This window comes from Enterobacter cloacae complex sp. 2024EL-00227 (assembly GCF_043945315.1).
Taxonomy (GTDB): Bacteria; Pseudomonadota; Gammaproteobacteria; order Enterobacterales; family Enterobacteriaceae; genus Enterobacter; species Enterobacter roggenkampii.
The window spans coordinates 1-24410 of record NZ_JBIMQP010000009.1 but is presented as its reverse complement, the minus strand read 5'-3'; the positions used below and the strand labels follow the sequence as shown (position 1 = coordinate 24410).

The following is a 24410-nucleotide window of genomic DNA, read 5'->3' as shown; positions in this document are numbered from 1 at the left end:
CATGACTGGCCGCCGAAAGGCGGCCATTTTTAGATTATGCAATAACTAATTACTCCAATAGCTGTCGAGGAACTATCATTTGCATTCATTGCAATCATTATATTTAAACCTATATCAACATCCTCCCTACTTAGTATTACCTCCCCAGATCTACCAAAGTCTGTTTTTATAACAACAGGTGATGATGGGTTATTTACATTGGTGAAATTGATATAAGCGTTTGTTTGTGTATTACCAGAAGCTGCATTTGTTGGCACTGATACAATGTCATATTTTATATAACATTGATGTCCGTATGGTATGGAGAAAAAACAAATGTTCTTAGATGTTCCACCTGGGACGGCCGTGTTTAATGTCACTTTACCGTCTTCTTTATATCCGTTATATCCTTTCCAGCCTGAAGCAATCATTCCGAATGGAACAGGCCCAGTATTCCCATCGATACCTGAATAACTATTGCTGCTAGATAAAATAAATTGCCTTGAGTCAAACTCCCCAGCACCAGTAGGTGCCTGCACATAAAGTACAATGGTTTTAGTTTGAGAAAAGGTATTGCCTGAAATAAGAAGTGGGAATGGGAATCCTCCAGTAAGAACTGTAGAAGATTTTTGCACCCAAATGTCATATCCATTGAGTATGAAGCAGTTTCCGATTATAGTTTTGCTTCCTTCAGATGCCGGGTTGGTTACGCTTGAAGGTATGGTAAAATTGACACCTATTCCATTGTTTTCTATTTGTAATCCTGACATATAGAACGTTGTGTTAAAACCAGCAATTATACCCACAGTTGTATTTTCTGATATAGTACATCCAAGTATGGCTTGCGATCCACTATAAGCGCTTTCACTAAGACTTAACCCCCTATCGCACAAGACGAACTCACATCCAAAAAACCTGTTTTGATCTGAACCACCTTCTGACGCGGTAACGACCTTATCCACTACACAACCACTGGCGCACCACAATGCCCTGCAATCGTTCCAGGAATTAAGATAACAGATACCACGGACATTCCATCCCGCATCGAAGTAGCGCATGTTAACATTGTTAAATGTGTTATTTCTGACGTGATAAACTCCGCTGTTTATGGTTTCGTCGGTGCATATACCGTAAAGACCTTTTGAGTCTAACGACGGCCCTTCAAGCATAATGTCTTTGATATGTACACCAGTGATTCCGTAGGCATCAAACATATAATTATCCAAGGTAGCCCTCAGCTTGAATACACTATTATTTCCTGCTGACTTGATGCATGGGAATTGCTTTGTTGTTACACTTGAGCCACCGTTACCTCGGATTGTAATAGGCTTTGAAATTATAATTTCTGCTGAGACGTTATAAAATTCTGCCGGAACATTGAATATTAGCTCCCCTCCCCATGGAGTAGCATCAATGGCAGCCTGAATGCCTGCAGTGTCGTCATTCACTCCATCGCCAACTACACCCTCAAAATCGAGAACGTTAATTTCCTGCGCCAGCTTTGAATGTACTGTCTGAGTTTTTGCGCCTGTGTATGGCTGCTTAGTTGTCACCAGCGCGTCACCTAATGAATCAGAGTCACTCGCTAGCTGCTGTCTAAGCGCTGCATCACCTACGCTCAACCATTTCCCTTGACCAATACCACCTGTGGTGTCCGGAGTTGACCCAGCAGGAACAGTTTTAGGAAATGCTCCATCCCAGCGGTAATATTCACCATTCGCCTCCAGGCGCAGCACCTGATTTGGCAAGGTAAGAGTATTACCATCCTCAAAGCTATCCAGAGTGATGTAGCCAAATGCGGCAATAGCCTGCTGCGCAAGCCAGCGCATGCCTTCAATGGTGTAATGCTGCACACCGAATCGGTCGGTGTAAGCCCATCCCATTGAGGTAACGAACTCGTCAATTTTCCCTGCGTTAAATTTCAGATCGCGGGGGGATTCGCTTGGAACAGATAGATTGGTTGGTTGCGTAGCCATATTGATTCCATAAAAAACCCGGCGCAGTGGCCGGGTTGGGGTGATCGGGATAGGTCTTATTGGTAAATCAGATCGCTATACTCAGCGAGGGTTAATGCTGTGCTGCCCTTTCCGTCTGGTTGCTTAGCCGTAATAGTCCACTGCCCTGCATCGAGCTCCTGAGATGTGGCGATGACGTACCGGGAAGGTGACTGGACGTCGACACCATCAAACAGGTTGAGCTCAATGCTCGGGATGGCAGCGGTAAAGCCGAACGCCGTATCAGCGCGAGGAGATGCCTGGTATCGCGCAGTGGTGGCGCCGGATGAGTCCGTGATCTGCACAAACATGGTTCCGGAGAAATTGATGCGCTCACTCGTCTCAAAGTCATTCCCGAGGCGCGACACAATATAACCGGCCTGCTGGTTAGTGTCATACGTGTCAGGCACCTGGACCATGTCGCCGATGTTCACCCACTCTCCGTCCGCCATTGCGGTGATCTGCATGGTCATGCGGGAATAGATAAGCCGCTTGCATTCCCGCAGCGCGCGCTCGTTGGCCTGGAAGCGATTCCTGACGTACAGCATTTCGAACTTCTTCGCTTTGGCCGGCGATCCTTCAATGATGGAATTTCCGGATATCCGGTACCGGACAAAGTCCTGCTTATTAGTGTCTGGGTTGCGGAACTGCACTTCTACGCCGTCATAGCCGCCAGGCAGCGTCATGTCGTAGGAGAGCGAGTAACCATCAGGCTTGGTATTCGAGCGGTTAAATATCGTGGCCGCAGACGTCTTTTTGCTGTCTCGGGTGAATGACAGCACGCCATTGTCGTCGTAAACCGAGACGCTGGCAGCGTCACAAATGCTCTCCATGCGCGAACCTAGCGACACATCCTCATCGTCAAAGGTGAAATCGAAATACCCAAGACGCGGGTCGATAGCGTCGATTTCAGCCTGGATCTGGTACAGGCCATAAATATCAATGCTCGACTCCGGCTGCTGCCCGACGTTCAGCCAGTTAAACAACGCGATATCCGCAAATTTTCGTGACGGCCGGAGCGTATAATCAACCTGCTGCGTCGACATGTTGTAGCTGATGACATGTCGTGTAATGAGTGCGTTATATTTGCGATCTCGTGAACCTGTTGCGTTTTCTGTCGCCCTGACTTTTACCATGACCAGAGTATCGTCAGGATGGACTACGTTTGTCCGCACGTTAACCGCATGAATTTCTTCAACCTGCAATTTGCTGGCGTCGCTGCTGTTATCGGTGCGCTGGAAGGATATTGCATACCGACCATACCCTCCGACTGGAGTAATTTTATCGGTGCGATAAAACGTCTCGGAGGTGTGGTCATGTGGCGTTGTCTGCTTGTATATGAAGGTTTGCTCAGTTCCTGGTATCTGATCGTTGTTTTCATCAACCTTCCATAGCGTGACCTTCCAGTTCGTCTCGCTATCACCACCGAGCCCTGATTGCGTATGCAGCCACAACTGGCTTGAAGGAAGAGGTGAAAAGAAAGGGCCTACAATAAGCGCCGCGTTATCATTAAGGATGAATTTTGTTGTGTTTATCGTCGCGCTTTCGATCGGGATATTTGGTCCATCCAGCCGGTCGAATGTGAATGTGTAGTAAAAAACAGGATTCACAACCGCGCCGTTATTCGTCTCTGCAAAGCTAATTAAATTTGCAGAAATAGTAATATCCTCAGTTTTTGTCCCACCTGTCACAGGATAAGAAACGTTGATCGTAAAGGTAACCGGGTGTGGAAATGCCAGGTCAGCGAAGTAATCAAAGGAAGCCTGCTTGACTATCTTCATTGCTATTTGACCACCTGCATAAGTCCCGCTGATAACTGTGTTTGCCGTTGCTGTCTCTATCGGGAAATCACCACTTTCATTTAGGCCAGGCACTTCCTGCCCGTCGACGTCATCAAACTGATAGCCTTCAAATACCTGTGGAATGACAGCACCAGGGTTAAAGATGGTATACGTCGCACCAGCCATCGACCCAAGGTTTGTTTCAGAGAATCGCACTGACGAAATGTCATAACGTCCAAGACCGAAGTTCATCAACTCTGTGATGTACTTGAGGTTGTTCTCATACTCAAAAAGAGACTCTTGAGTCAGGTCAGGGTAAGCCCTAATTTGCCCGAAGTTATCCGGCTTTGCTTCACCGTTGCGAGCGATGTTAGTCTGGCCCTTCAGGCTGTTATTTGGCGATGTCTTGCTGTTGCCTGAAGCAGCACTGGCATTTGGCTTCGGCATCAGCGAAGACAATACTTTTTGGGTGAACTTGATCGGGTTCAGATGCTCGAGCGGATTTAGCAGCGTACCGACAAGACCGCCTCCCTTTGGCTGATCGAAAATGATTACCCTGTCGTCGTCCTGAAGTGCAAACTGCAGCTCATCATCTGGCTGCAGTTCTTTGCCGTTAACGTTAATGCGGATATCGCGGTGAAAACTTTCCTGCTCAAGCCATTCTGAAAAAACCGTGCCGTTTTGAACTACCGCCCGGTCCTTCGGCATCCCCGGAACGCGCTGAATCTCGATTACCGGCATAAGTGTAAAACTCCACTCTGGTGAATAGCTTCTGAATTGTCCGGATGGCGTCGAACCGGACGTGTCCATTTTTCCCGCGGCTGTGCAGCGCGCGACCGTCAACAATCAGGCCGACATGCACAGGCTTGCTGCCAACCCAGGCGACGAAGATCCCGCCCTCATTGAACGTGGCGCCCGGCTGCCAGAAAACGACATCAGCGTCATAGCACGTCATGAAGTCGCGCCCGGATTCGTAATCCACCGTCTGGTGAATTTCGATCCCCATAACGTGGCGGTAATAGAGCACCACCAGGCCCCAGCAGTCAGCAGCGTCAAAGCTGCAGGCGCGGTTACTCCAGGGGATGCCCTCAACCCGCGAGATGAAGTCGTCTTTAAGCATTCTGGAGCCCCGGATATTCTTCGACGGTGTACAGCCGCCCGACGTTGCGATTAAGCGGGTTTACGCGCGTCAGGCTGCACGTCACGTCCTTGTCGTCCATCGAGCAGTCACTGACGTAGAGCGTCCACGACTTGATGGCCGTGGACATATCTGCTGCGTCAAATTGCTGGTACGTCGCCGAGATAGGCGTGATGCGCGAGTAGGCTTTCCACTGTTTTAGTTGCTGCTTGAAGTCCTGCGCCAACCGCCCAAATTTGACGGTGCTGTCGAGGATCGGCGTGTTGCTCTGCTGGCTTTCGGTTAATTCCATGCGGCATGGCGTGTATACCTGGCCTCCGAGCGTTTTGGGGAAAATCTGGTTATTAACGAGCCTGATGTAGCCAAAGACCGGGCTGTAAAAAGTGATGGTTTCGTACAGGATTCGGTTTGGCCTTCGGCTCTGAAATTCTCTGAGCGTAGGCATTATGGCACCTTCGGTAAAGTCTCGGGGTCGCGCCCGTCAGGATAGCCCGTGACAATGATGTCCAGCCAGGAGGCCCATGGTGGCGGCAGCTCAACGATAATGTCGTCAAACTCGTCATCGGAGTTAACCAACTCGCGCGCAATGACATCACCGCTCCACGTGAAAATGGACCCGGACTGTGACCACGACGGCCAGGAGAGAAAGTGCAATTCCTGCACCTCGACACCAGTATCGCCGGTCCCGGAGCCAAGCGGCATCGTGAACCACTGATTGCAGTTGTCGAGGTAGTTCGGGCTGCGCAACCACTGCATGAATGCACGGTGCTGGTCCTGGGTGAAGATCCACGTCAATGAGAATGACGTCTTTAGGTCGTCGGTTAATTTCTGAAATACCGGCGCCCCGACCGTAGGCTGGTCGACGCGAAACCCGGTATCGGTAGTGGGTGATTTCCCTTTCTGGGCCAGCGGCAACCAGTCAGGGTACGGAATTGGCATGTTATCCCCTTGCTTTGCGTGGTGCCTGATGGTTTTGTTGGATGGCCTGACTCACTCGACCGCCGTTATTGATATCAGCCACAATCATATCGATGGTTACCCCATTGCCGTCCTGAGTGGCCTGGGCATCAACAGTCGCGCCGGTATAGTTCTGAATGTTGATGGTGACAGGAACAGAACTACCGCCTGCACCGGCATTCATCTGCTTGTTGCTGATGACCTTGCCGTTGTCGCCGGGGATCATGTACTGGCTACCATTCGACGCCTGGTAGATTTCAGGCATGCCACCCTCACCCACCTGATACGTACGACCAGCCGATACCGGTCCGCCGTTCTTACGCTTGCCAGCAATACCACCAGCCATCGCCATAGCCGCGATAAGGGCTGCAATACCGATCGCCGCGGCACCACCGAATGAACCTATTGAGGCAACGGCCGCAGCTGGTGTCCATACCGCCATCGTGGTCGTGGCCGCCGCGGTGCTTGCAGCAGTGGTTGTCGCTAAGCCTGCAGTTTGAGCCGCAGTAGTGGTGGCAATCGCAGAGGTTTGTGCAGCAGCACCCATCACGGCAGATTTTACCCAGTCGACGCCCATCTGAACGAAGCCGTTAATCAGGCTATTCAGGGCATTGCTGGCGAGTGATTGCATTGCCTCCTGCGCCGACATGCTTCCAGTCAGGATCCCGGTAAAGGCATTGGATGCATTGCCTGCGAGAGAATCAAAGCTCGCGGCCAGCAACTCATTACCCATACTCTGGTTACGAAAAATCTCCCACTGGGCAGCGATGCGCGCCTGCTCATACTGCGTGTCAGTTGCAGCACGCAATGCCATGGCGTTCTGGTGAGTAATCAGCCCCTGCTGCTCGTATGACTGAATAAGCGCGAGTTTCTGGGCGTTCTCGTTAGCCAGCTGCTGAACAGGGTCAACTCCGCCTACAGCCTCCTGCTGTGGCGTTACAGCCTGTTGGGCCTGGATTTTCGCGAGGTTAGCCTGGTGCGTTGCCGCCAGTCGCTCTGAGGTCTGGTTGTACTGTTCCTGACTGATTTTCTTCGCTGCCAGCGCCGTATTCAGATCCTCAACATCCTGTTTGTAACTGGCGTTCTCAGCCGCTTCAGGGAGAAGCTTCTGCGCTGCAGCTTCAGCCTTAATGGCGTTTGCAGTGTCCCATTTTTTTGCTGCGTACTGACCGGCCAGAGCTATTTGCTCTTTGGTAGCGCCTTTTCCAAGCGACTGCTGCGCAGTCAGGATCGCCTGCTCGCGACTCAGCTTGTTCGTTGAGTCTGCCGCCAACTCCGATTGCTGCTTGAGGTTAGCCAGCTTCTGGGCAATAGAATCAGCCTGGGAAGCCCCCTTCTTCTGCTCGGACTGGAGAGTCTTCTGTGCCTGCGTATTTTTGTACGTAGCGGCAGCATCATCTTCCATCTGCTTGGCATGCGGATCATCCTTCGCAAACCCGGCATCTTCGGCAGCGTATTGCGCCTGCAGCCGTGCGCGGGCCTCCCCCTGCAACTTCGACAGCGCAAGATTGCGCTCAGACTGCTTGATGAGGTTCTTCTGCCCGGCCGTAAGGTTGTCGGTGGACTTGTTCAGGCTGTCGACGTTGATTTTCGCGTTGGCCGCCTCTCTTGCCAGATCGACAAGCTTACCTGCCAGTTCAGCAATGGCTGACTGCCCGTCTTTGGATGATGACTTCATTTCCTGGAGTTTTTTCGCCAGTTCCTGAAGTGCTTCCGGGGATGGGTTATTGCTCAGATCTGATAGCTCTCTTGCCAGATCAAACGCTGACTGCTTGCTGATGCCGAGGCGTGATGAAAGGGTGCTCACCGTTGCAGAAAGCGAGTTCACAATACCTGAGGCATATTGTCCCTGGCTGTTGGCCTGTTGAATGGCCTGACTCCAGTCATTGGTGGTTACGCCAAGAGCTGACAGCTCATCGTTGAACTTTTTGATGCTTGGAGACGCACCGCCAACAGCCGCCAGTGCGCGATCTCCTAACGTGATGAAAGCATCAGACGCGTCACTAATGGCCTTCGGAATCTTTGATATCGCCTGGTTATACTCGAGCAGCGCCTGATTTCTCAGCAAAGTAGCCACGTCGGCATTTACGCGTGCCAGGGCGGCATATTTGTCTGAAAGCGCGGCCACACCTTGCGAGGAAATGGTGATCACCTTATCCATCGCTTCAGCTGCGTCTTTCAGCGCATCCATGGCGTTCTTGCCGCCATTGAGCGAAGTGATCAGCACGCCAGCCAGTACAGAGCCAAGGGCGATTATAGCGCCAACCACGGCACCGCCAGGACCGAATGCGCCAGCAAGCTGTGACCCCTGTTGTGAAAACGCGACCAGGGCATTTTGCCCGCCCTGCACCTGCACGATGAAGTCCTGAACCTGGTAACCAGCCTGCTGCATGCTGGACTTCCAGTTTTTACTCCCACCAGCTGCAACATCAGTCATGCGTTTCATGTCGAACAACTGACCGGTAAGCTCACCTATCTTCTGCTTATCGGCCTCTGTTGCGCTTGCCCCTGCACGTAATTGGGCGGCCAGAATCGCGGCGCTGCGAGCCCCATTGGTTTGTTGCTCGCTCAGGATCGCTATTTGATTAGACAGGTCAGAGGTTATTCCGCTGATTCGGTTGGCTTCATTCGCCTGCTGGGCAAGTTGCTTAGCGGCTTCTGCAGATGCAGCTGAGGCTGACTTTTGAGCCTCACGCATATCAAAAAGAGCACCTGCGAGCTGAGCGATCTTGGCCTTTTGGGCGTCAGATGCACCCTCTCCAGCACTTAACTGAGCCGCAAGGATGGCTGCACTTCGCGATCCCGCCTGCATTTCAGTATTCAGGATGGATACTTCTTTCTCCAGTCCAGATATTGATGATTCCGCGCGCTGCGTAGCTGCTGCTATTGATGCTGCTGACTTGGCTGCCGCATCCGATGAGGCTTTCATGTCATAAAATGCACCGGCCAGTTCCGCGATAGTGCGCTTTTCTTCCTCGGTGGCATTCGCTCCAGCCCTTAGTTGCGATGCGAATACTGCGGCACTGCGGGCTCCATTCACCTGCGCCTCTTCAAGGATCGCAACCTGGTTACCGAGCGCCTCAATAACAGCATTTGCTCGGTTGAACTCGCTCGTTGTGCTTCCGGTACCAGTGCGAGCCTCCTCCATAGCACGCGCAATACCGCTAACGCTCGTGTTCAGCTTGCGAAGCTGGTTGTCCATCGAGTTTGCATAACCTGCCAGTTCAGTAAACGCAGATCCGGTTTGGGATGCGCTCTGATCGAGGTTATCCATTCCCTTGCCGGACTGCTGGGCTGCAGCATCCAGTTTATCCAGAGCATCAATGGCCTGTTTCCCGCCCTGCAGCAGCGGCTCAACGTCGGCGCTGATTTCATAAACGATGCTACCGGCGTTCTTCTCACCTGCCATGTCATTCTCCGGTTATTGCTTTGCTTTTGCCCTGCGTGCGGCCTGTTTAGCCAGGTACTCATCGGCGATACTGTCGTACTCTTCGCGAGTGAAGCCTTTCTGGTCAGGGTATTTCGCCGCCAGCAGCATCTGGAATTCGGTCATCGTTAACTTAGAGGCTTCGTCGCGGTTCATGCCGAAGTGACTACGTGCCGCGCTGATATAGTCGAAGGCTTTAAACTCTGTGGTGCGCTCGCCTGTTTCGTGGCGCTGCAGCTGGCGGACCTTAGCTTTTCCGACGACGCCGTGCTGCATGAGGTGCTGCGCCAGCACGATGATATCGTTCTTCGGCATCTGGCCCGGGCGGTAGACGACACAATGCCGCCAACCCTTCCACTCGCCAATCATTGGCGTCAGATCGTCATCGCAGCACGCCTGCAGCACCAGCATGCACGTTGATAACAGCTTCTCAGCGGCGCGGTTGAATGATGGTGAAAGCCATTCAGGAAAACGCCCCAGCGTGCCAGCGCACACCTCAATGAGCTGAGCGACATCATTGCCGTGGATAGTGGCGTACGTCTGCACAATCTCTTCCGGAGTGCCGATCCTGGTCATAGCCTCGAATGATGGCCGGAGCAGGTAATCTTTTCCGCCTTCACGGCTGTCGCTGATTGAGATTTCGCCAATATCGGTTAAAGCGGTCATAGGCCTTCCAGTAAACGGTCATTATCAAGGGCAGCACGCCGCCCTTTGGAATGTCCGTTAGGTAACGGTAACCGTATGCACGGCCACAAAGTTGCCGTCTTCGGTATTGATGATGATCTGCGCGCTGCCGGTGGCGACACGCGTCACGGTAACGGTGTTGCCTGAGGCGGTTGCCGTTGCTTTGGTCGCATCGGTAGTCGCTACAGTGAAGTTTTTGTTGGTAGCGCCGGTTGGTGCGATGTTCACCGTGAAGGTGCTGGTACCGCCTGCCGTACCGGTGCTGGTTGTCGGGGTCACAGTTACGCCAGTCACCGCAACCGCAGTGATTTCGTTCACTTCGATGGTGCTCGCGTCACCGACTTTGAACTCGGTTGAGAACGTGACGATGTCATTTGTGCCGCCGTCAGAGCTCAGTGCGGTGATGTTCATATAGCCGATGAATTCAACCGGGCCGTAGTCCATGCGCACCCAGATCCCAGGCTGGCGCTTGGCCTTGAGCTCGTCAGCGAAATACTTGATGAACTTGCCGACACCGTACTGATCCAGCTTGTCCTTCTTGCGCACTTCGCCTTCGAAGCTCAGGGTAAAGTCACTGTTGGTGATGATGGTCTCGACATAGCCGCCGCCGTCATCCGCATCAGAGGTAACCGAGTTCGGGTTGAAGTCGAAGCCTTTCGACGTACCAGCAGCCAGCGCCTTCCACTCACTTTCCAGTGGTTTGACGTCCGGGCAGCCATCGGCGACTTCCAGCACGACCGCACCGCCGAACAGGCGCTCGTTCGAGTTCTGGCAATTAGCCATTTGAAACTCCTCTTTGACGTATAAAAGAAAACCCGCCGAAGCGGGTTATTTGGTTGGGATGGCTATTCGCCGTAAGTGCAGGCGAACTGGAGTCGGAAGACTATTCGCCCTTCTTCTGTGAGCACCGGCGCGGGAATTGCGCCTATGTTCTGGATGTAGCCGACACACTCGTCAGCCATTGGGTTGGCCTGGACGTAATCGACGATGCGTTGCACGGCGTTTAGCGCGTCTTTGCGCTTGTCCTTCGCGCCGACAACGTCGACCAGGACGTGGTACTCAGAGCCGAGGTCAGTGCGGATATTCGAGCCTCCGTTTGGCCTGAACACCATGATCGCCTTCGACAGGTCGCCCGGGTCGTCGTACATCAGTTGCTGCACCGTGAAGCCTGTAGTTAGCCCGGCGTCGCCGAACATGTTGCGCACCCGCTCGTGCATCATGGGTGTCATAGCGAAAGCTCCTTGCGCATTACCGCATCAACGTTATCGCGCTCGTCATTCGCGCCTTTGGTCAGGAATTGAGGTTCACCATGCGGATCCCAGTAGTTTCCTGTTTCGGTCCCGCCGCCGAACTGCTGTCCGGCACGGGTCGTACCAAAGTGCGCGCGCGGCTGGCCTTTCAGCTTTCCAGACGCCTCATGCACATACGCAGCATAGTTGGCTGAGTAGCCGATGCGCCCGGTGATGTACACCCCGCCAGCGTCGATTTCACGGAACTGACTGTTAATCAACGTGGAGGTGTCGATCGGAGTGTAATAGGCCGCCCGCGCACCGATAAGTATCATCGCCGACTGCAGCGCGCGAATTACCTTGCGCCCCTTAACGTCGTTGATGACATCATTCAGATGCTTTTTCGCCTGGCTAATACCTTTCACTTTGATGCCCATGGCTACACTCCCGTAATAATCGCCCAGTCATCTTCCAGACCGTCGAGAGTGTCGTTCCAGCGCGTTACGTGACGCACCTCATCGGCACCGGCCACGACCGGGTCTGGTTCAGTGCTAACACCAATCAGGATGTAATCGCCCTCATCGGCCAGCGAAAACGCAGTAAAGAAGGTGTTTTTTACAACAACCTCTTTACCGATTGAGCCGAGCTTTGCTGACAGACCGCCGATGTAGTCGCACATGATGGTTTCAGGCGGTTCGTATGGGTCGACAGGATCGCCAAACTCATCATTACCGCCAGCGCCCTTACGCCATATCGTGCACGGCTTGTTGTAGGACCATGAAGCAGTAGACGACATTAGTCCTCCTTCCAGCGCAGCACCTTCGCGCCAGTCGCCCGGATGCGCGGGCAGTTGATGAACCACTCGCCATCCGATTTCAAGTAACCGGTAGTCTCCCGCCCGGTGTCGGTCATCACCCATACGCGAGTGAAGGAACGGGGCAACCCGTGCTTAACTGATTTGTACGTCATCACTTATCCCCGCACATGCAGCCGCCCTTACCGATCCAGATACCAGCGAATGCCGGGGTGGCGGTAGGGTCGGCAGGAATAAGGGAGGTTGCACAACCGTACTTATCCAGCCCCCGCAACAGGTTCACTGATGCTTTCCAGCGGTCGGTGAACGACTGGTACCGGAAAGAGCGGGACGCCCCGCTTGGAGCCGTCTGGCTGGAGATGTATTTGTCCCCCTGCCCGAGCCCCATAAGCGCCAGCAGATAGAGCTGAATCAACAGCGAGGTCGATGCCGGATAATGCGCATCGAGACACTCCTGAATGCTGTTGGCCTGGTCGACGAGAGCCTGAAGAACAAAATCGGGAATGGTAATTCCCTGGCTCTCCAGATACTCCTTTGCCTGTTCGAGAGTTACCATTATCGACTCCGTGAAATACCCCGCCGGAGCGGGGCATAAAAAAACCGCCTTAGCGGCGGCTGTTATTCAGCAGGGAAAAGCTTTTCGAGTTCGCCATCCGGCAACAGCTCACTGAGCTTTTCAGCGCCCAGGGTGCCTTTAAACTCAATCCCCAGCTCAGTAAGGCGGTCCTGAATAATCTCCTTGCGAGATTTCTCGCCAGTACCGGCACCAGGTGTCGACGGGGTAAGTTCTCCGCCTGCCTCACCATTCATGAGACGGACGTTAGACTTCAGCGCCGGGTGCAGTTCTTTCAACTCCACCACCTGCCCTACCTTCACGCCGAACCATGCGCGCACAACTTCGTATTTAGCCATGCTGTTTCCTTACGCCAGGTTAGCGCCGTAGACAACACCAGACAGGCCCTGATCGTCTGCGGTGATTTGCAGACCCTCAGCAGACATGATCTGGAAGTTGTAGTTAACGTTAGGGAGTGGACGCGGCAGTGGCACAACGCCGACGGCCATGCCAACCAGTGGAGAGATCACGTCACGGCGACGTACATACGCGATAAACTCGTTACCGGTCAGCGCGAAGCTCATGCGGATTTCTTTCACCGGTGCGAATGGCAGAACAGCCTGCAGGAGAGTGCCGCTCACCACACCATTAACTACGTATGGCTGAGCCATATTTGCCCAGATCTCAGGGGAAACCCACATCACATCATACTGAGCTACTTTGTTGGTGCGTGCGGTGGTACCGAATGCTCCTTTACCAAAGAACTCAAAATATTGAGTCGTGGTTGCGCTGGTCAGGTCGATGTTCGCACCACCAGCACCAGAACCGAGGTTAATCTTCTTGGTGTTGCGGTGGTTCTTGATGCCCTGCGCCGGGTAGGACTGAACCTGAATTTTTGAATCGCCGTTCAGGTAGTAGTTGACGCGCTTCTGGTTGAACTTGCGCATCTTCGCCATCTGCGAATCCAGAACCAGATCAATGCCTACAGAGTTAAGGCCAGCAGCATGACGCCAGTTAACACCGTAGCCAGCAGTGAACACCGGAATCGGGTCGCCATCGCTCGCGTAGTCAGTGTGGTCGAAGGAGAATGGCGCCTGACCATCGATGCTTACTGACACGTCGTCAGCGATGTCGCCGACCACGTTATACAGCTTGGCGGTTTTACCAACCGGCAGCACGGTCTGAACGCCGATCAGGTCGTTTACGATTTCCATGCCAACTTCCTGATCCCGCAGCTGCAGCACCTGGTTGTCAATCTCAGCCCAGAAGTCACGGGAGAAACCGCCAACAGCGTTACAAGCCAGCATGTCAGGCGTCATCATTGCGCGGTTAGCTGCAATGATGGAATCGTTCTGTAGGTTCCACATGTTGCGGTTTGCCCACAGCTCACTCCAGTGCCCGCCAAGGCGGGAGTTAGTCGCCAGCGTCTCTTTTGAGAAGTACATATGTTTTTGTCCTTTTGTTACGCGCCAGCAGCGGCGGCAGTGCCAACGCGCATGCGCACGCGGATGAAGTCGGTGGTGCTGGCCGCGATGGTGTATTCATCCTGGCTGTATCCGATCACTGAATCAGTGTCATCGGTTGCCAGGGTAAACTGACCGGCAGTGCCCAGCTTGATCGGGCTGTCTTTTTTATACGCACCAGGCAGGCAGCGCAGAGCCAGCTCACGACCTTCTTCGACGTAGTTGCCGACAGCAGAATCACCGGCAGGGATTGATTCAGTGATGGTCAGGCCCTGGTGGTAACCGACATCGATGATGTACAGGCGGCCGGTTAGCGCGGTGGCCTGAGCGAATTTATCGGATGCGTTGATGATTGCGGCGGTGCCAGGAAGCAACCCGGCGGCCGTTGTGCGGGTTTCGGTCTTGTACAGAGACTGACCGTCGATATTAACGCGACGATAACGTGGCATTATTCCGGCTCCTTACTTGAAGTGTTCGTCTGCGGCTGGTGCGCCGGTTTCTTTGTGCTGCTGAGCATTGTTGGTGCCCAGCGGCGCAGCTTCGCCCAGCGACTTGAACATCGCGTCCAGAGCTTCGCCTGACAGAGCGTTCGCGACGATATCGCCATGGACCTTCGCAACCGCTTCGCGCTTTGCTTTCTCTTCGGCACGGGAGTTCGCGGTAAGGGTTTCCGCGAGTTGCTTCTGATTGGCCTGCAGCGCATCAACCTTTTCCGCGAGAGGCTTAATAGCCGCTTCAGTATTGGTCGCAACAGCCTGGCCGATCATGCTGCCGATTTGTTCCAGTTCTTCTTTGGTTAAAGGCATGTCGCCCTCCGTTTTGTGGTTTGGTGCAGGCTGTTCCTGCGGTGTGAATAGAGCTTTGAATTTGTTAGCGACGACTGCCACCCACGACTCCTGGCGCGCTACTGCGGTTCCGGTATCGTCGATTGTGATCTTCCCGCCATCAGCGGAATAACCGTAAACCTGAGCATCACCGCCATTTCGCACGATGACCACCTGCGAGTCAGTGAAGTCAGCAACCCAGGCATATTCATCCGTGCCCGGCGCAAACTTGGCTTTGGCTGCCCGATCGAGACGCTGCTCGCGCTCCCGGTAGGATTCACCCACCAGCGCGCCGGAGTTCGCTTTAAGCGGCTGCGCCAGATCGGCGTTTACCATCAGGCCAACGCCCTGCTCAGGGGTGGCGGCTCCGACTTCGTGCAGTAGGATCGCGTCGTGGTCCATGCTGTGAATCTTCGCCACCCACTCGGCACCCGTAGCTCTCTGTTGTTCGTTAGGCTCAAGCTGGTCGAGGAAAGCGGCGACACTGGTATGAATCGGCGGAACGTCATCGCCGCGCTCAATGGCAGCGACACGCTCAAGCAGTTCCCTGCCACCTTCCGACTCGCTGGCACGGGCCACATCAACCCACTTTTCGAGGTAAATTCGATTGCCGGACTTCTTAACGTTGCGGTTCCATGCGCCGATATGGCCTGCGTTAATCCCCTCTGGAGAGAAAGCAGACACGAACTGACCATTAACCTGAGGATGGCCCAGCGGCGCCAGGGTACCTTCCAGCCCCTTATAGTGGGCGTCGATTTGTTCTTGCGTGTACAACCCGCCATTCATGACGACGTTTGCCGGCAGCGTGTAGCTCGGCAGCACCAGGTGCTCACGCCCGTTGTATGTTTCGCGCCGGATAGACTGGCTGTTCACCTTCGTGGTGATGTTGACCTGCATAGGCATAGTTATTTCTCCGCCCAGGCGTAACCGCGCGCCTGCATCGATTTATATTCCTGTTTGAGTTTCGTGATGGTATCCGGGTATTCCGGATTCCCGTCCGCATCAACCAGCACCGACTGCTGGCTGCATTTGCAGTTGATGGAGTTACCATCTTTGCTGTACCAGTCGCGGACCTCTTCGTTGGTGTAGAGGTGGGCGTGACGCACTGCATGGGTGTGTCGGGTCGTCGGTGATAGCGCCGAGATGTGAACCAGCAGCGTTTTCAGGCCGAAGAGGTCATTCGCCTCCTGGTCTTCATCCCACTTTGCCCGGCGCAGCGCGGTAGTCACTTCAGTGCGCGCTATACGGTTTGCCCGGCGTTTCTCGATGCCGGTCTGGTCTGTCAGGTTGCGGGCAATGTCCAGCGGATTGAGTCCACGGCCCACGCCATCAGTCAGCACGCGCGCCATATCTCGCTTAACGTCAGCTGTCAGCCCCTTCATTTCCTCAAACACACGGGCATGCACCAGCGCCATGCGTTGCTGGTACGGATCGCTTGCGAGGATTGACGCCAGCGACTCACGCCAGGCAGCGTACACTGGTGATTGCTGGCTGAGGTTGTAGAACGACTGCCCGGTCCCCTTCTCCGAAGCCAGATCGATGTACTCGTAAAACCACAGGTCGTAATCGCCACCTTCAAGCAGCACCTGATCCACCAGGTAACTGGCATCGTTCAGGATGATGGAGAGCAGCGTTGGGTTTAACTGGTATTCGTATCTGGCGTTTACTGCGAGGGAGGAAGGTATTTTGTCGAGTGCTGATTTGTACGCTTTGCCAATCTTATTCATGCGCCTGGCGAAGTCTTTCATTGCCCGGCGTTCCAGCGCATCGGCTCCGGTCGGATCCTGATAGTTACGCGGCAGAATTGGTGGCTTCGTCTTCTTCGTCGCCATCCTCTTCTCCTAACGGGAATTCATCAACGTTTTCATAACCGGCAGCTGTGCGAATTTCTTCACGACTGAAGGCTGGATTCTCTCCGCTGCCCTGGAACGTCTGGTTAATCTCTGCCATGGTTTTGGCATTGGCGAGCTTCTCAGTTCCAGTCTGCTCGTTTAGGTCATCCCAGATAACCGTCTTCTCGCTGACAGCATCAATGATTTTCAGGTCGATTAGCTTGTCACTGAAGTCTTCAATTTCGAATGACAGGTCACCACGGCGTGACTGGCAGCGAGCATTCATATACTTCTGATCTTCAGTGCTCGCCCTTTCGCCAGTTTGCATCCCCACCAGAATTTTCACTGGCTCATCGACAGAAGCGGCAAAGGTTTGCAGGTTGACGTTATAGGTTGGGTCAGGATCTGAAACTGCCGACACCATCGACGTTACCTGGGCACCCTGAGTAATCAGAAGAACGTCATTACCGATGTTTAACTCCCTGGCAGCATCGTTATATCTCTCCTGAAGCTCATCAACAGATACGCCGTACAAAGAAGCAAGGTTATTGAAATCAACGTCTTTGTCGAAATTAATGCTCTGCTTATTAGCGGCGTTCTTCAGGAATGCCTCGCCTGACCCACCTTCAACCTTCTCTAGGCTTACGCAGGCGTTATAGCCAGGTTCAAGGAAGCCAATGGCATCATTCGAGTAGTCACCCAAGATGAAAACGCGATCGGGATGCACAAAGCGCTGATTAGTACCGCCGTTTGGCAAGCTCTCAACGTATTTCCACTGCTTTGGCTGCCCGTAGTCTGCCGATTTTTGGTCAGTTACCCACTCGCTGACTGTTAATGACCCAGCCCATGCGATCGTTACCTTTTTGAGTGACTTACCACGAACAACAGGCTGATCCCACGTTCTGGAATCATTGATGTGCAGCAGGATACCTGCATAACGTCCGACCAGGCGGCGGCGGTCAGCTTCAGCAAAGGCTCGCCAGAGGCGCTTAGTGAATACCTTTTTGGTCTTCTTCTCCCAAGCCGTCTCATCCTTGCTCTCGTCGGCATCGTCACCCTCGATGATTTCCGGGTTGGTCTGCCAGCACTTGCCCACCAGCTTCTCAACCGCACCGTGAGCGATACCACCGCGCCGATACAGGGCATAAAGGTTTTCGTAGGTTACCTGCTCAGGGAAGCCATACTCGCACCATGCGGAATGGCGCTTGTTGTCCAGCCCCATCGTTGGTGCCATCAGCCCCATACGGGCGCGCGCCATCCGCGCATCGTTCAACGCATGGTTGACGGCGAGAGTTAATTTGTCAGTCATGGTTTGTCCGTTTGGTTAGCGAAGGCGTTTCGGAATCATCATCCCCACAGGTTGCGATCCATTCAGTTCAGTCAGTGCGTAAACCATCGCATCGAGGCGGTCTGGTGATTTCTTCGCAGTGGCTGGGATGTATTCCATGAGCTGATTCTCCAACACGTAGAGATTTCCGTGATTTGCCACTCGGCCCTGCTCGTAGAGCGCCGATATCGGCTCCGCGCGGGCATACTTCCCTTTGCTGGCATGGACACGAATGATGCGACCTTTGAACCCAGCGTTGCGGAGTGTCTCCTCCGCCATATCTCCGCCCTGGTTCGTCTCAATAACTATCGCGTCAGCTTCGTGTTTCTCATAAGCCGATATGGCTTTCTTGGCCCATCCAGCAGGTGAATATTTACCGCTGTAATCGCCATCCACAGAGAACTGCTTTTTATCACCAGCACCATATGAGCTGGCAGCGACAATACCTGTTTCATCGCTTTCGTCGCTGTTTGTTGCCTGCGGGTCAATGGCTACGACAGTGCGAACCTTATCGTGATGAATTTGCAGTTCGCGTGCCGCGCTGATCATCGCCTCTGTCCACAGAGCGCCTTCTGCATTAAACCTGCGAGGCTTTTGCATATACTGCGCTTCGGCAGTGCGTCTGTGAGAGAACAGCGATACGCGGTGCGATTCATTGTGCTTGAACGGCCACAGCCAGCCATCAGGCAGTCCGTGGTCAATCGGTATGGCGTGGGTGTTTTCAGGGTACTGCGCAGCGTATGGCTGGCTATTGTCGATAATCACCGGCAAGTTCAGGTGATGCCATTTCTCACCACTCCCGCCACGCAGCAGATAGCCGCTCAGGTCGTGGTAGTGGATCCGCTGCATGATGACAATCATCGGCGTCGTCTCGATCGCCAGTCGTGATTTAATTGTCTCGTTAAAGCGGTTGTTGACCCCGTCGCGGACGATCTCAGAGTAAGCGTCGTCCGGCTTAACCGGGTCATCGATAATCAGCGCGCCCTGCCAGCCCGGTTCCATATGGCCGGCACGAAAACCGGTAACCTGCCCGGCAGCAGACGACGCATAAACGCCCCCGCCATGCTCAGTCCACCACATCGCCTTGCTGTCTGCGTCATCGCGCAACGACATCGGCCACATCGACTGGTAGGCCTGCGACTTAATCATGCCGCGCGCGGTGGATGAGTTCAGCAGCGCCAGGTTGTGCGAATAGGACAGGTGCATGAAGCGGGCCCGGCAGTTCAGCGCCAGCCCTCGACCCATCATATTGATGGTCGCCAGTTCCGTTTTCGTGTAGCCCGGCGGAACATTGATGATCAGGCGTTGAATCTCACCATCAATGACGCGGTCCAGCGTCTTCTGAATCACCTTGTGGTGCGGAGCGACAATCATCTTGCCGCCGGTGCGCTGCTTGAAGAAATAACGAGCGTAGTAGAGCCCGTCCTCTTCGCATTCAACCTTACGGGCAAACGCCTTTTGCTCAGCAGTCGTCATCCTCCATCATCTCCTGCCGTGCGGATTTGTATTCCTCTTTGCTCATGGTGATCGTCTGGATGGCGCCACCATTAGGGCCGGAATGTTCAAATTTGTGCTTATTGGTGTAGGCATCTCCGCATTCCTTCGCCGCCTGCTCCATCAGAGAAGCAGCCAGAGCCATGTTTCGCATCTTCTCGGCGCTGGTCATCATCCGGTTGAGCGCGCGAAGACGATAAGCTTTGTTGGCGATCGGGATGTCGCTTAATTCGGTCTGGAACCGGGTGCGAGTCGCGTTGAACAGGTCGATCCATTTCTGACCAAGATTCTTCGCAATCGCCTTGGTGGGATCATATGAGGATACTTGCTGGATACTTATGTCCAGACCGAATTCCTGTTTCACCTGAGAAGCAATTTGCGTTGGGGTGTCAAAGCAGGCTAAAGCCTGAACTATAAAGGCCTTAACCTCCGGTGATAATGCAGCCATTGGTCGCCTCCATAGCTAACTTAATATAACAATTAAGCCAGTTTCAGCATGCACGTTCCGCACGATCTGGCGATATCGATGTGAGCCACTTCTGCTGGCGCATTGGCAGCATCAACGAGCTCCTGCACTTCTTTGCTGGCACCGTATCGACGTACGACACCAATGAATTCTTCGACGTCGTGGTCGCGCAGTGTAAGCACTGGCTGCCCGGTCTCTTTGTTGAACCTTGGCGCACCGAAATCATCAGTGGCCTGGGCGATATGGTAAAGCTCATGCTCTACCAGTGCGCAGAACTCGAGGTCTCTGCATTGTGAGCAGTAATCGGCGGCCAGCGTAATAATGAACTTCGGGATTCGACCGAACCATTCATACATCTGCTGTTCCATTCTGGCTTTCTGCCAACCGCCGGCTCGGAGCATTACCTGTTCGGCCTGGCCGAGGACGTAGCGCCCCTTCTTCGCGAATGAGCCTGATGCCCACATGAAGCAGAGGTCAGCCTCAAGCAGGTGTTCGTGGTCAGGGTTATGGATGCTTCCGGTATCGCTGAGGATTTGGCGGCTTACCCACTCATGCACTTCATTTGCGGGAATGAGCCGGGTGTATGGCTGCCAGCTATCGGAGTCGATGAAGTTAACTGGCGGATATGGCCTGCGCTCGTCATCGTTAGCCATGAGTCACTCCGCTTAAAGCTGCACCGTATCGCTAGTTACGGTTTCGATTTTGAAGCACTTGTTAGTCAGCCAGTCCCAATGAAGTAAAGCTGACAGCATCAGGATCGGCTTCATGTATGGACGAAGAGATACTTTTGAGGTGAATGTTACTGTTTTGCCCATGGGTTACTCCGTTGTTTGTTCTGCTGGCTGTTCGGTCTGCTCTTCCGGCACGGGCGTGAACTCCACGCGCTTCACATCGGCAGGAGCGAAATACAACCACTGCCCCGTCTCTGTTGCCAGCGGCACGAAGCCGTTAACCAGCTCAGGCTGACGTCGTGACATCTTTCCAGTGAAGGTTTCGCCTGTTTGGGTGGTTAGCGTGATTTGGTAGATGTCGGACATGATTACCTCTTTGCCTTGTCGCAGCTGTTGCCCTGCTTCTCAGAAGTGCTTAGCCACTTACGGCTTACCCGTCAGCAAGATTGTTTATCACCGCCTTATTGGGGTTGAGCAATCTGTCCTTGTCGGGAGGATTCGATTTCACGAATAGCTTCAATCTGGCCGTTGCAGTTCTCAATCGAAAGCAGTAGCGCAACGTTGAGCTGCACGCTGTCTCCGAATGTCATTTGTTCTGGTACTTCAGGCACCACGCAATCAATCAGTAGATTTGCGGGTATCGGAGGATTTTTTACCTTTATGGCCTCGCGCACTATCTGCTGCTTTGCGCACCCCGACAACAGCATTAGCAGGGATATACTCAACAGCACATGCATTGCCTTTGAGCGCATCCTTCACCTCTTCTTGCAGTTTCTGGGCTTTCATTTCAGCTGCAGCACGACGACGCGCTTCAGTTGCCACAATCTTGTTCATTACGCCGATCTGCTCTACCAGGCCATCAATCGAGTTAGCCAGGCCTTCGTTCTTCTGTCCGATATCTTTAATCTGCTCAGACAATCGCCCGTTATCTTCACTGAGCTTTTTGTTATCTGAGGCAAGGCGAAGCGTCAGAAGAATGACGATGACTATCGCTGCTATGGTGATGATCTCGCCTATAGGCCACTTCTTAAGCATTCTTCTGGCTCCATGTGCAAACCTGGTATTCAACATCTCGGCGGTTAATCAAGCCTTTCCACTTCTGACCACCGGCAAACACCCAGCGCTTCAGCTCGTCACACGCGCCAGAATAGTCTTTGGCGTTGAGCTTCTTCATGAGCGTTGAGTTAATAGCCGCGTTCGCTCCTACGTTGTAAGCAAAGGAGTAAATTGCAGCGCGTTGCGTTTCAGTGGTGGGAACTTTGATGGCCGGGTCAACTTGTCTTGCTATGCGGGTCAGATCGCTCTTAGTAATCGCATCGCATTCTTTGTCTGTGTATCGCTTGCCGGGGATGATGTCTTTGCCAGTATGTCCATCACAAACCGTGAGAACGCCAACGACATCTTTGTAGGCGACGTATTCCCTACCCTCAAGCCCTCCCTTTCCGGAAAGCATTGCGGTGGCAATAGCGATTGCGCCAGCACCAATTGCGCCAGCTATTTTATTTCTGAGCGCACTATCCATCAGAGTTCCTTCGGAGCTTTTTGTCCGAGTTCAGCAATCACTCTGGCTGTAGCGGAGGGATTGTCTGTGTCTGTTTTGTTTAGGATGTCTTGCAGGATCTTCGTTCGCTTCATCTGCTCACGTTTATTGAGCCGGTAGGTAAGCACGCCGAGGGTGATACTGAATGCGACGCCGATAATGAAGCCCCAATCCTGCAAAGACAGGCTGGCGAAGAAAGCTGCAAGACCAGCGCTACCGTAGGAAGCATTGCTGTATCTCTCATCCATCTTCATGTCTCACCCCCAGAGTTCGGGGATCTGTTCAAAATAGGAATTGACGTGGTTGTTGAGTGAACAAATCCAGGATACATTTTGCGGTAACGTGGTTTGTTCGTTACTAAAGGCATGAGCAAATCAGGCAAGAGGCTGTTGGCGCAGTCTCTTGCCACCCATTTTCACGAAGCCCAGCTCAATGCTGGGTTTTCTTTTTTGCAAAGCGCACCGGCACCGTAGCCACAGCGGATAAGGTGAGGGTATTGTCTGTCTGGTATTTGGTGGGATGCGCTTTCAGAAAGGTCGTGCTTAAAACGCAAAAAGCCCCGAGGCGTGAACCTCAGGGCTTGTTTGTTCTTGGCGATGGCTGAAGTCGCGTTGTTGCCGTCCCCATAAGACCCGGCTCAAGGGTTTCGATGTCCCCGATTCATCAGCACTGTCATCTTGTACTTCATCGCCTTAACGAAGTCAGTTACCCATCGTTAGAGTTCAGATTAAACAAATTTCGCCACTTTGTAAAGTGTGTTTTTCTAGATAAATCCTATTTCGAAGAAAATATTTACTATCGAGTGACTTTGCTCAGCATCTGATTTGCATACTCCTCCTGCTTAATGCACTCACCTACTAGGCTTTCAAAGAAGTCCTTGTATGACCTTCGCCATGTGGTTTCAGGTACATTAATCACCGTAGCGCAGATGTATTGCCGTACTGCATCGGGCAGCAATCTAGCATAACCACGACCATTGCATCGTCCGCACGTTTTATATGCAGGAACGCCACCTTGTAGAATAGTTTTCTCTTTGTCTAAGACCAGGCCTTTACCATTGCACTGACAGGCATTAGTCAACACGCCCTTCCCTTTGCACTTATAGCACAGCACTTTCACCGTTTCCTTGCGTTCTTCCAGATACGGCTGCCCGATGCTTTTCATCGTTATGACTTCAGCATCGACAAACTTCTTACCGCCGCAGCAATCACAGGTTCGCGTACTGGCAGCACTGCGGGAATAGTCAGCAAATGCGAATGTTGCGAGCACTTGCATCACCTTTGGCTTAATATCATTTTCGAGCTTACGTAAGGCGGCAACCTTATCGCAGTGCTCAAGTGCATATTGGGTCAGCAGTTCAATAGCTTTCTCACGGTCATTGCTGCTGATTTCCATCTTTCCTAGAAACGCGCTGTAACCTAACGTGGCGCGACTTTGTGTCATACCCATGGCTGCCATCACATCAGTGCCAGTTAAGGTCTCTGAGGAGGTTGCACGCGGCGTATCGTTTATCTGCGTAGACTTCGCGAAGTGAAATTTGACTGCGTTTTCCAGATTCATCGTGAAATTCTCCAGATCGTGTATGGCCAGGCGATGCCAGCGAAAAGTGATATCCATTTGAGGTTGGTTTTATAGCCAAGCTCTTTCTGCCTGGTATGCGTGTATTCAGTTGTCATTCCGGCCATAAACGCATAGAAAATTAAGAATACGGTTATCATCTACGCCGCCTCCGGGTCATGGTCTGGCTTATTCGTTCCAAGCCGATTACGCACTTCCCTCAACTGCTCGCGCACATAATCAAGGCTGCGCTCAAGCTCCTGCTCTTTGCTAATCAGCACCTGCTCGGTATGCATATCGCGCTGCCGCTGCCATTTGACTTGCTGGATGTTAGTTACTGAGCACATACGGGTTCTCCTACTAAGCTGTCTAACTGGCGACGCATCATCTTTAGCGCTCCATCAGGGAATGGCTGACGGGATAAACCTGCGAAGATGGCGCGGATTTTCTTGTCGCGGATGCGCTTGAGTAACTCGGTTACTGTTGCGCGGATGGTGGCGTTAATCTTGCGGTCTTCGAGCTGGGCGAAACGCACGGATAGCTCGACTGTGACTGGATTGGCCCCTATATTTCCATACACTTTTTATCACTTAACCCATTACTGGTTCGCCGCCGCAGATATTCCCGTGGCGAACGATACCCCAGTGCACTATGCGGATGCCATTCGTTGTAATGTTCGA

Annotated in this window: 30 protein-coding genes; all 30 read right to left on the bottom strand. The window is 53.1% G+C overall.

What is annotated here, in order from left to right; all coding sequences use genetic code 11:
* Window positions 1-29: 29 nt before the first annotated feature.
* The gene (locus ACHH0Z_RS16170; protein ID WP_395149549.1) at window positions 30-1955 is read right to left on the bottom strand and encodes a glycosyl hydrolase family 28-related protein; all 1926 of its coding nucleotides are present in this window, start codon (window positions 1953-1955) and stop codon (window positions 30-32) included.
* 56 nt (window positions 1956-2011) lie between these two features.
* Window positions 2012-4495 carry a host specificity factor TipJ family phage tail protein gene (locus ACHH0Z_RS16165; RefSeq protein WP_395149548.1) on the bottom strand — a complete coding sequence of 828 codons (2484 nt, stop codon included), beginning with the start codon at window positions 4493-4495 and terminating at the stop codon, window positions 2012-2014.
* Window positions 4407-4874 (bottom strand): NlpC/P60 family protein, encoded by a 468-nt coding sequence (locus ACHH0Z_RS16160; protein WP_045409668.1) that lies wholly within the window; start codon window positions 4872-4874, stop codon window positions 4407-4409. Before ACHH0Z_RS16160 ends, ACHH0Z_RS16165 begins: the two co-directional genes overlap by 89 nt.
* Window positions 4867-5337, bottom strand: a complete 471-nt coding sequence (locus ACHH0Z_RS16155) for a hypothetical protein (RefSeq protein WP_032657161.1) — start codon at window positions 5335-5337, stop codon at window positions 4867-4869. The genes ACHH0Z_RS16160 and ACHH0Z_RS16155 overlap by 8 nt, the downstream gene beginning before the upstream one ends.
* Window positions 5337-5831 (bottom strand): hypothetical protein, encoded by a 495-nt coding sequence (locus ACHH0Z_RS16150; protein ID WP_045409665.1) that lies wholly within the window; start codon window positions 5829-5831, stop codon window positions 5337-5339. The genes ACHH0Z_RS16155 and ACHH0Z_RS16150 overlap by 1 nt, the downstream gene beginning before the upstream one ends.
* A gap of 1 nt (window position 5832) precedes the next feature.
* Window positions 5833-9258: a tail protein (tape measure) gene (locus ACHH0Z_RS16145; RefSeq protein WP_314734030.1), complete on the bottom strand. Its 3426-nt coding sequence runs from the start codon at window positions 9256-9258 to the stop codon at window positions 5833-5835.
* Window positions 9259-9270: 12 nt separating this feature from the next.
* Window positions 9271-9942 carry a DUF6246 family protein gene (locus tag ACHH0Z_RS16140; protein WP_045409663.1) on the bottom strand — a complete coding sequence of 224 codons (672 nt, stop codon included), beginning with the start codon at window positions 9940-9942 and terminating at the stop codon, window positions 9271-9273.
* Window positions 9943-9999: 57 nt separating this feature from the next.
* Window positions 10000-10743 (bottom strand): Ig-like domain-containing protein, encoded by a 744-nt coding sequence (locus ACHH0Z_RS16135; RefSeq protein WP_047748764.1) that lies wholly within the window; start codon window positions 10741-10743, stop codon window positions 10000-10002.
* 62 nt (window positions 10744-10805) lie between these two features.
* Entirely contained in the window at window positions 10806-11189 is a 384-nt protein-coding gene (locus tag ACHH0Z_RS16130) for a hypothetical protein (RefSeq protein ID WP_047748763.1), read from the bottom strand.
* Window positions 11186-11626, bottom strand: coding sequence for a hypothetical protein (locus ACHH0Z_RS16125; RefSeq protein ID WP_045408444.1), 441 nt, complete (start codon window positions 11624-11626; stop codon window positions 11186-11188). The genes ACHH0Z_RS16130 and ACHH0Z_RS16125 overlap by 4 nt, the downstream gene beginning before the upstream one ends.
* Window positions 11627-11628: 2 nt before the next feature.
* Window positions 11629-11985 (bottom strand): hypothetical protein, encoded by a 357-nt coding sequence (locus ACHH0Z_RS16120; protein ID WP_045408443.1) that lies wholly within the window; start codon window positions 11983-11985, stop codon window positions 11629-11631.
* Window positions 11985-12158, bottom strand: a complete 174-nt coding sequence (locus ACHH0Z_RS16115; protein ID WP_045408440.1) for a hypothetical protein — start codon at window positions 12156-12158, stop codon at window positions 11985-11987. The genes ACHH0Z_RS16120 and ACHH0Z_RS16115 overlap by 1 nt, the downstream gene beginning before the upstream one ends.
* Window positions 12158-12559, bottom strand: a complete 402-nt coding sequence (locus ACHH0Z_RS16110; RefSeq protein WP_001514201.1) for a hypothetical protein — start codon at window positions 12557-12559, stop codon at window positions 12158-12160. The genes ACHH0Z_RS16115 and ACHH0Z_RS16110 overlap by 1 nt, the downstream gene beginning before the upstream one ends.
* 62 nt (window positions 12560-12621) lie before the next feature.
* Window positions 12622-12915 (bottom strand): hypothetical protein, encoded by a 294-nt coding sequence (locus ACHH0Z_RS16105; RefSeq protein WP_045408437.1) that lies wholly within the window; start codon window positions 12913-12915, stop codon window positions 12622-12624.
* A 9-nt stretch (window positions 12916-12924) separates the two neighbouring features.
* Window positions 12925-14001, bottom strand: coding sequence for a major capsid protein (locus tag ACHH0Z_RS16100; RefSeq protein ID WP_013095983.1), 1077 nt, complete (start codon window positions 13999-14001; stop codon window positions 12925-12927).
* A gap of 17 nt (window positions 14002-14018) precedes the next feature.
* Window positions 14019-14468 (bottom strand): hypothetical protein, encoded by a 450-nt coding sequence (locus ACHH0Z_RS16095; protein WP_045408433.1) that lies wholly within the window; start codon window positions 14466-14468, stop codon window positions 14019-14021.
* A 12-nt stretch (window positions 14469-14480) separates the two neighbouring features.
* Window positions 14481-15746: a hypothetical protein gene (locus ACHH0Z_RS16090; protein WP_045408430.1), complete on the bottom strand. Its 1266-nt coding sequence runs from the start codon at window positions 15744-15746 to the stop codon at window positions 14481-14483.
* A 2-nt stretch (window positions 15747-15748) separates the two neighbouring features.
* The gene (locus tag ACHH0Z_RS16085; RefSeq protein WP_045408428.1) at window positions 15749-16675 is read right to left on the bottom strand and encodes a phage minor head protein; all 927 of its coding nucleotides are present in this window, start codon (window positions 16673-16675) and stop codon (window positions 15749-15751) included.
* Window positions 16635-17984 carry an anti-CBASS protein Acb1 family protein gene (locus ACHH0Z_RS16080; RefSeq protein WP_045408425.1) on the bottom strand — a complete coding sequence of 450 codons (1350 nt, stop codon included), beginning with the start codon at window positions 17982-17984 and terminating at the stop codon, window positions 16635-16637. Before ACHH0Z_RS16080 ends, ACHH0Z_RS16085 begins: the two co-directional genes overlap by 41 nt.
* Before the next feature lie 15 nt (window positions 17985-17999).
* Window positions 18000-19478: a phage DNA Packaging protein gene (locus ACHH0Z_RS16075; RefSeq protein ID WP_045408422.1), complete on the bottom strand. Its 1479-nt coding sequence runs from the start codon at window positions 19476-19478 to the stop codon at window positions 18000-18002.
* Entirely contained in the window at window positions 19465-19944 is a 480-nt protein-coding gene (locus ACHH0Z_RS16070) for a DUF2280 domain-containing protein (RefSeq protein ID WP_045408419.1), read from the bottom strand. Before ACHH0Z_RS16070 ends, ACHH0Z_RS16075 begins: the two co-directional genes overlap by 14 nt.
* 32 nt (window positions 19945-19976) lie before the next feature.
* Complete coding sequence (locus tag ACHH0Z_RS16065) at window positions 19977-20615, bottom strand: putative metallopeptidase (protein WP_045408416.1); 639 nt, start codon at window positions 20613-20615, stop codon at window positions 19977-19979.
* A gap of 165 nt (window positions 20616-20780) precedes the next feature.
* On the bottom strand, window positions 20781-20999 hold the full coding sequence (locus ACHH0Z_RS16060) for a hypothetical protein (protein WP_045408413.1): 219 nt from the start codon (window positions 20997-20999) through the stop codon (window positions 20781-20783).
* Window positions 21000-21094: 95 nt separating this feature from the next.
* Window positions 21095-21223: an Rz1 lytic protein gene (locus tag ACHH0Z_RS16055; protein ID WP_241772293.1), complete on the bottom strand. Its 129-nt coding sequence runs from the start codon at window positions 21221-21223 to the stop codon at window positions 21095-21097.
* 28 nt (window positions 21224-21251) lie between these two features.
* Window positions 21252-21668: a hypothetical protein gene (locus ACHH0Z_RS16050; protein WP_045408410.1), complete on the bottom strand. Its 417-nt coding sequence runs from the start codon at window positions 21666-21668 to the stop codon at window positions 21252-21254.
* Window positions 21661-22155, bottom strand: a complete 495-nt coding sequence (locus tag ACHH0Z_RS16045; RefSeq protein WP_045408407.1) for a lysozyme — start codon at window positions 22153-22155, stop codon at window positions 21661-21663. Before ACHH0Z_RS16045 ends, ACHH0Z_RS16050 begins: the two co-directional genes overlap by 8 nt.
* Entirely contained in the window at window positions 22155-22427 is a 273-nt protein-coding gene (locus ACHH0Z_RS16040; protein WP_021241270.1) for a hypothetical protein, read from the bottom strand. Before ACHH0Z_RS16040 ends, ACHH0Z_RS16045 begins: the two co-directional genes overlap by 1 nt.
* A 541-nt stretch (window positions 22428-22968) precedes the next feature.
* On the bottom strand, window positions 22969-23733 hold the full coding sequence (locus ACHH0Z_RS16035) for an antitermination protein (protein ID WP_045408400.1): 765 nt from the start codon (window positions 23731-23733) through the stop codon (window positions 22969-22971).
* A gap of 158 nt (window positions 23734-23891) precedes the next feature.
* Complete coding sequence (locus ACHH0Z_RS16030; RefSeq protein WP_045408398.1) at window positions 23892-24077, bottom strand: hypothetical protein; 186 nt, start codon at window positions 24075-24077, stop codon at window positions 23892-23894.
* The gene (locus ACHH0Z_RS16025) at window positions 24065-24265 is read right to left on the bottom strand and encodes a hypothetical protein (protein ID WP_395149547.1); all 201 of its coding nucleotides are present in this window, start codon (window positions 24263-24265) and stop codon (window positions 24065-24067) included. Before ACHH0Z_RS16025 ends, ACHH0Z_RS16030 begins: the two co-directional genes overlap by 13 nt.
* Between the last annotated feature and the right edge of the window lie 145 nt (window positions 24266-24410).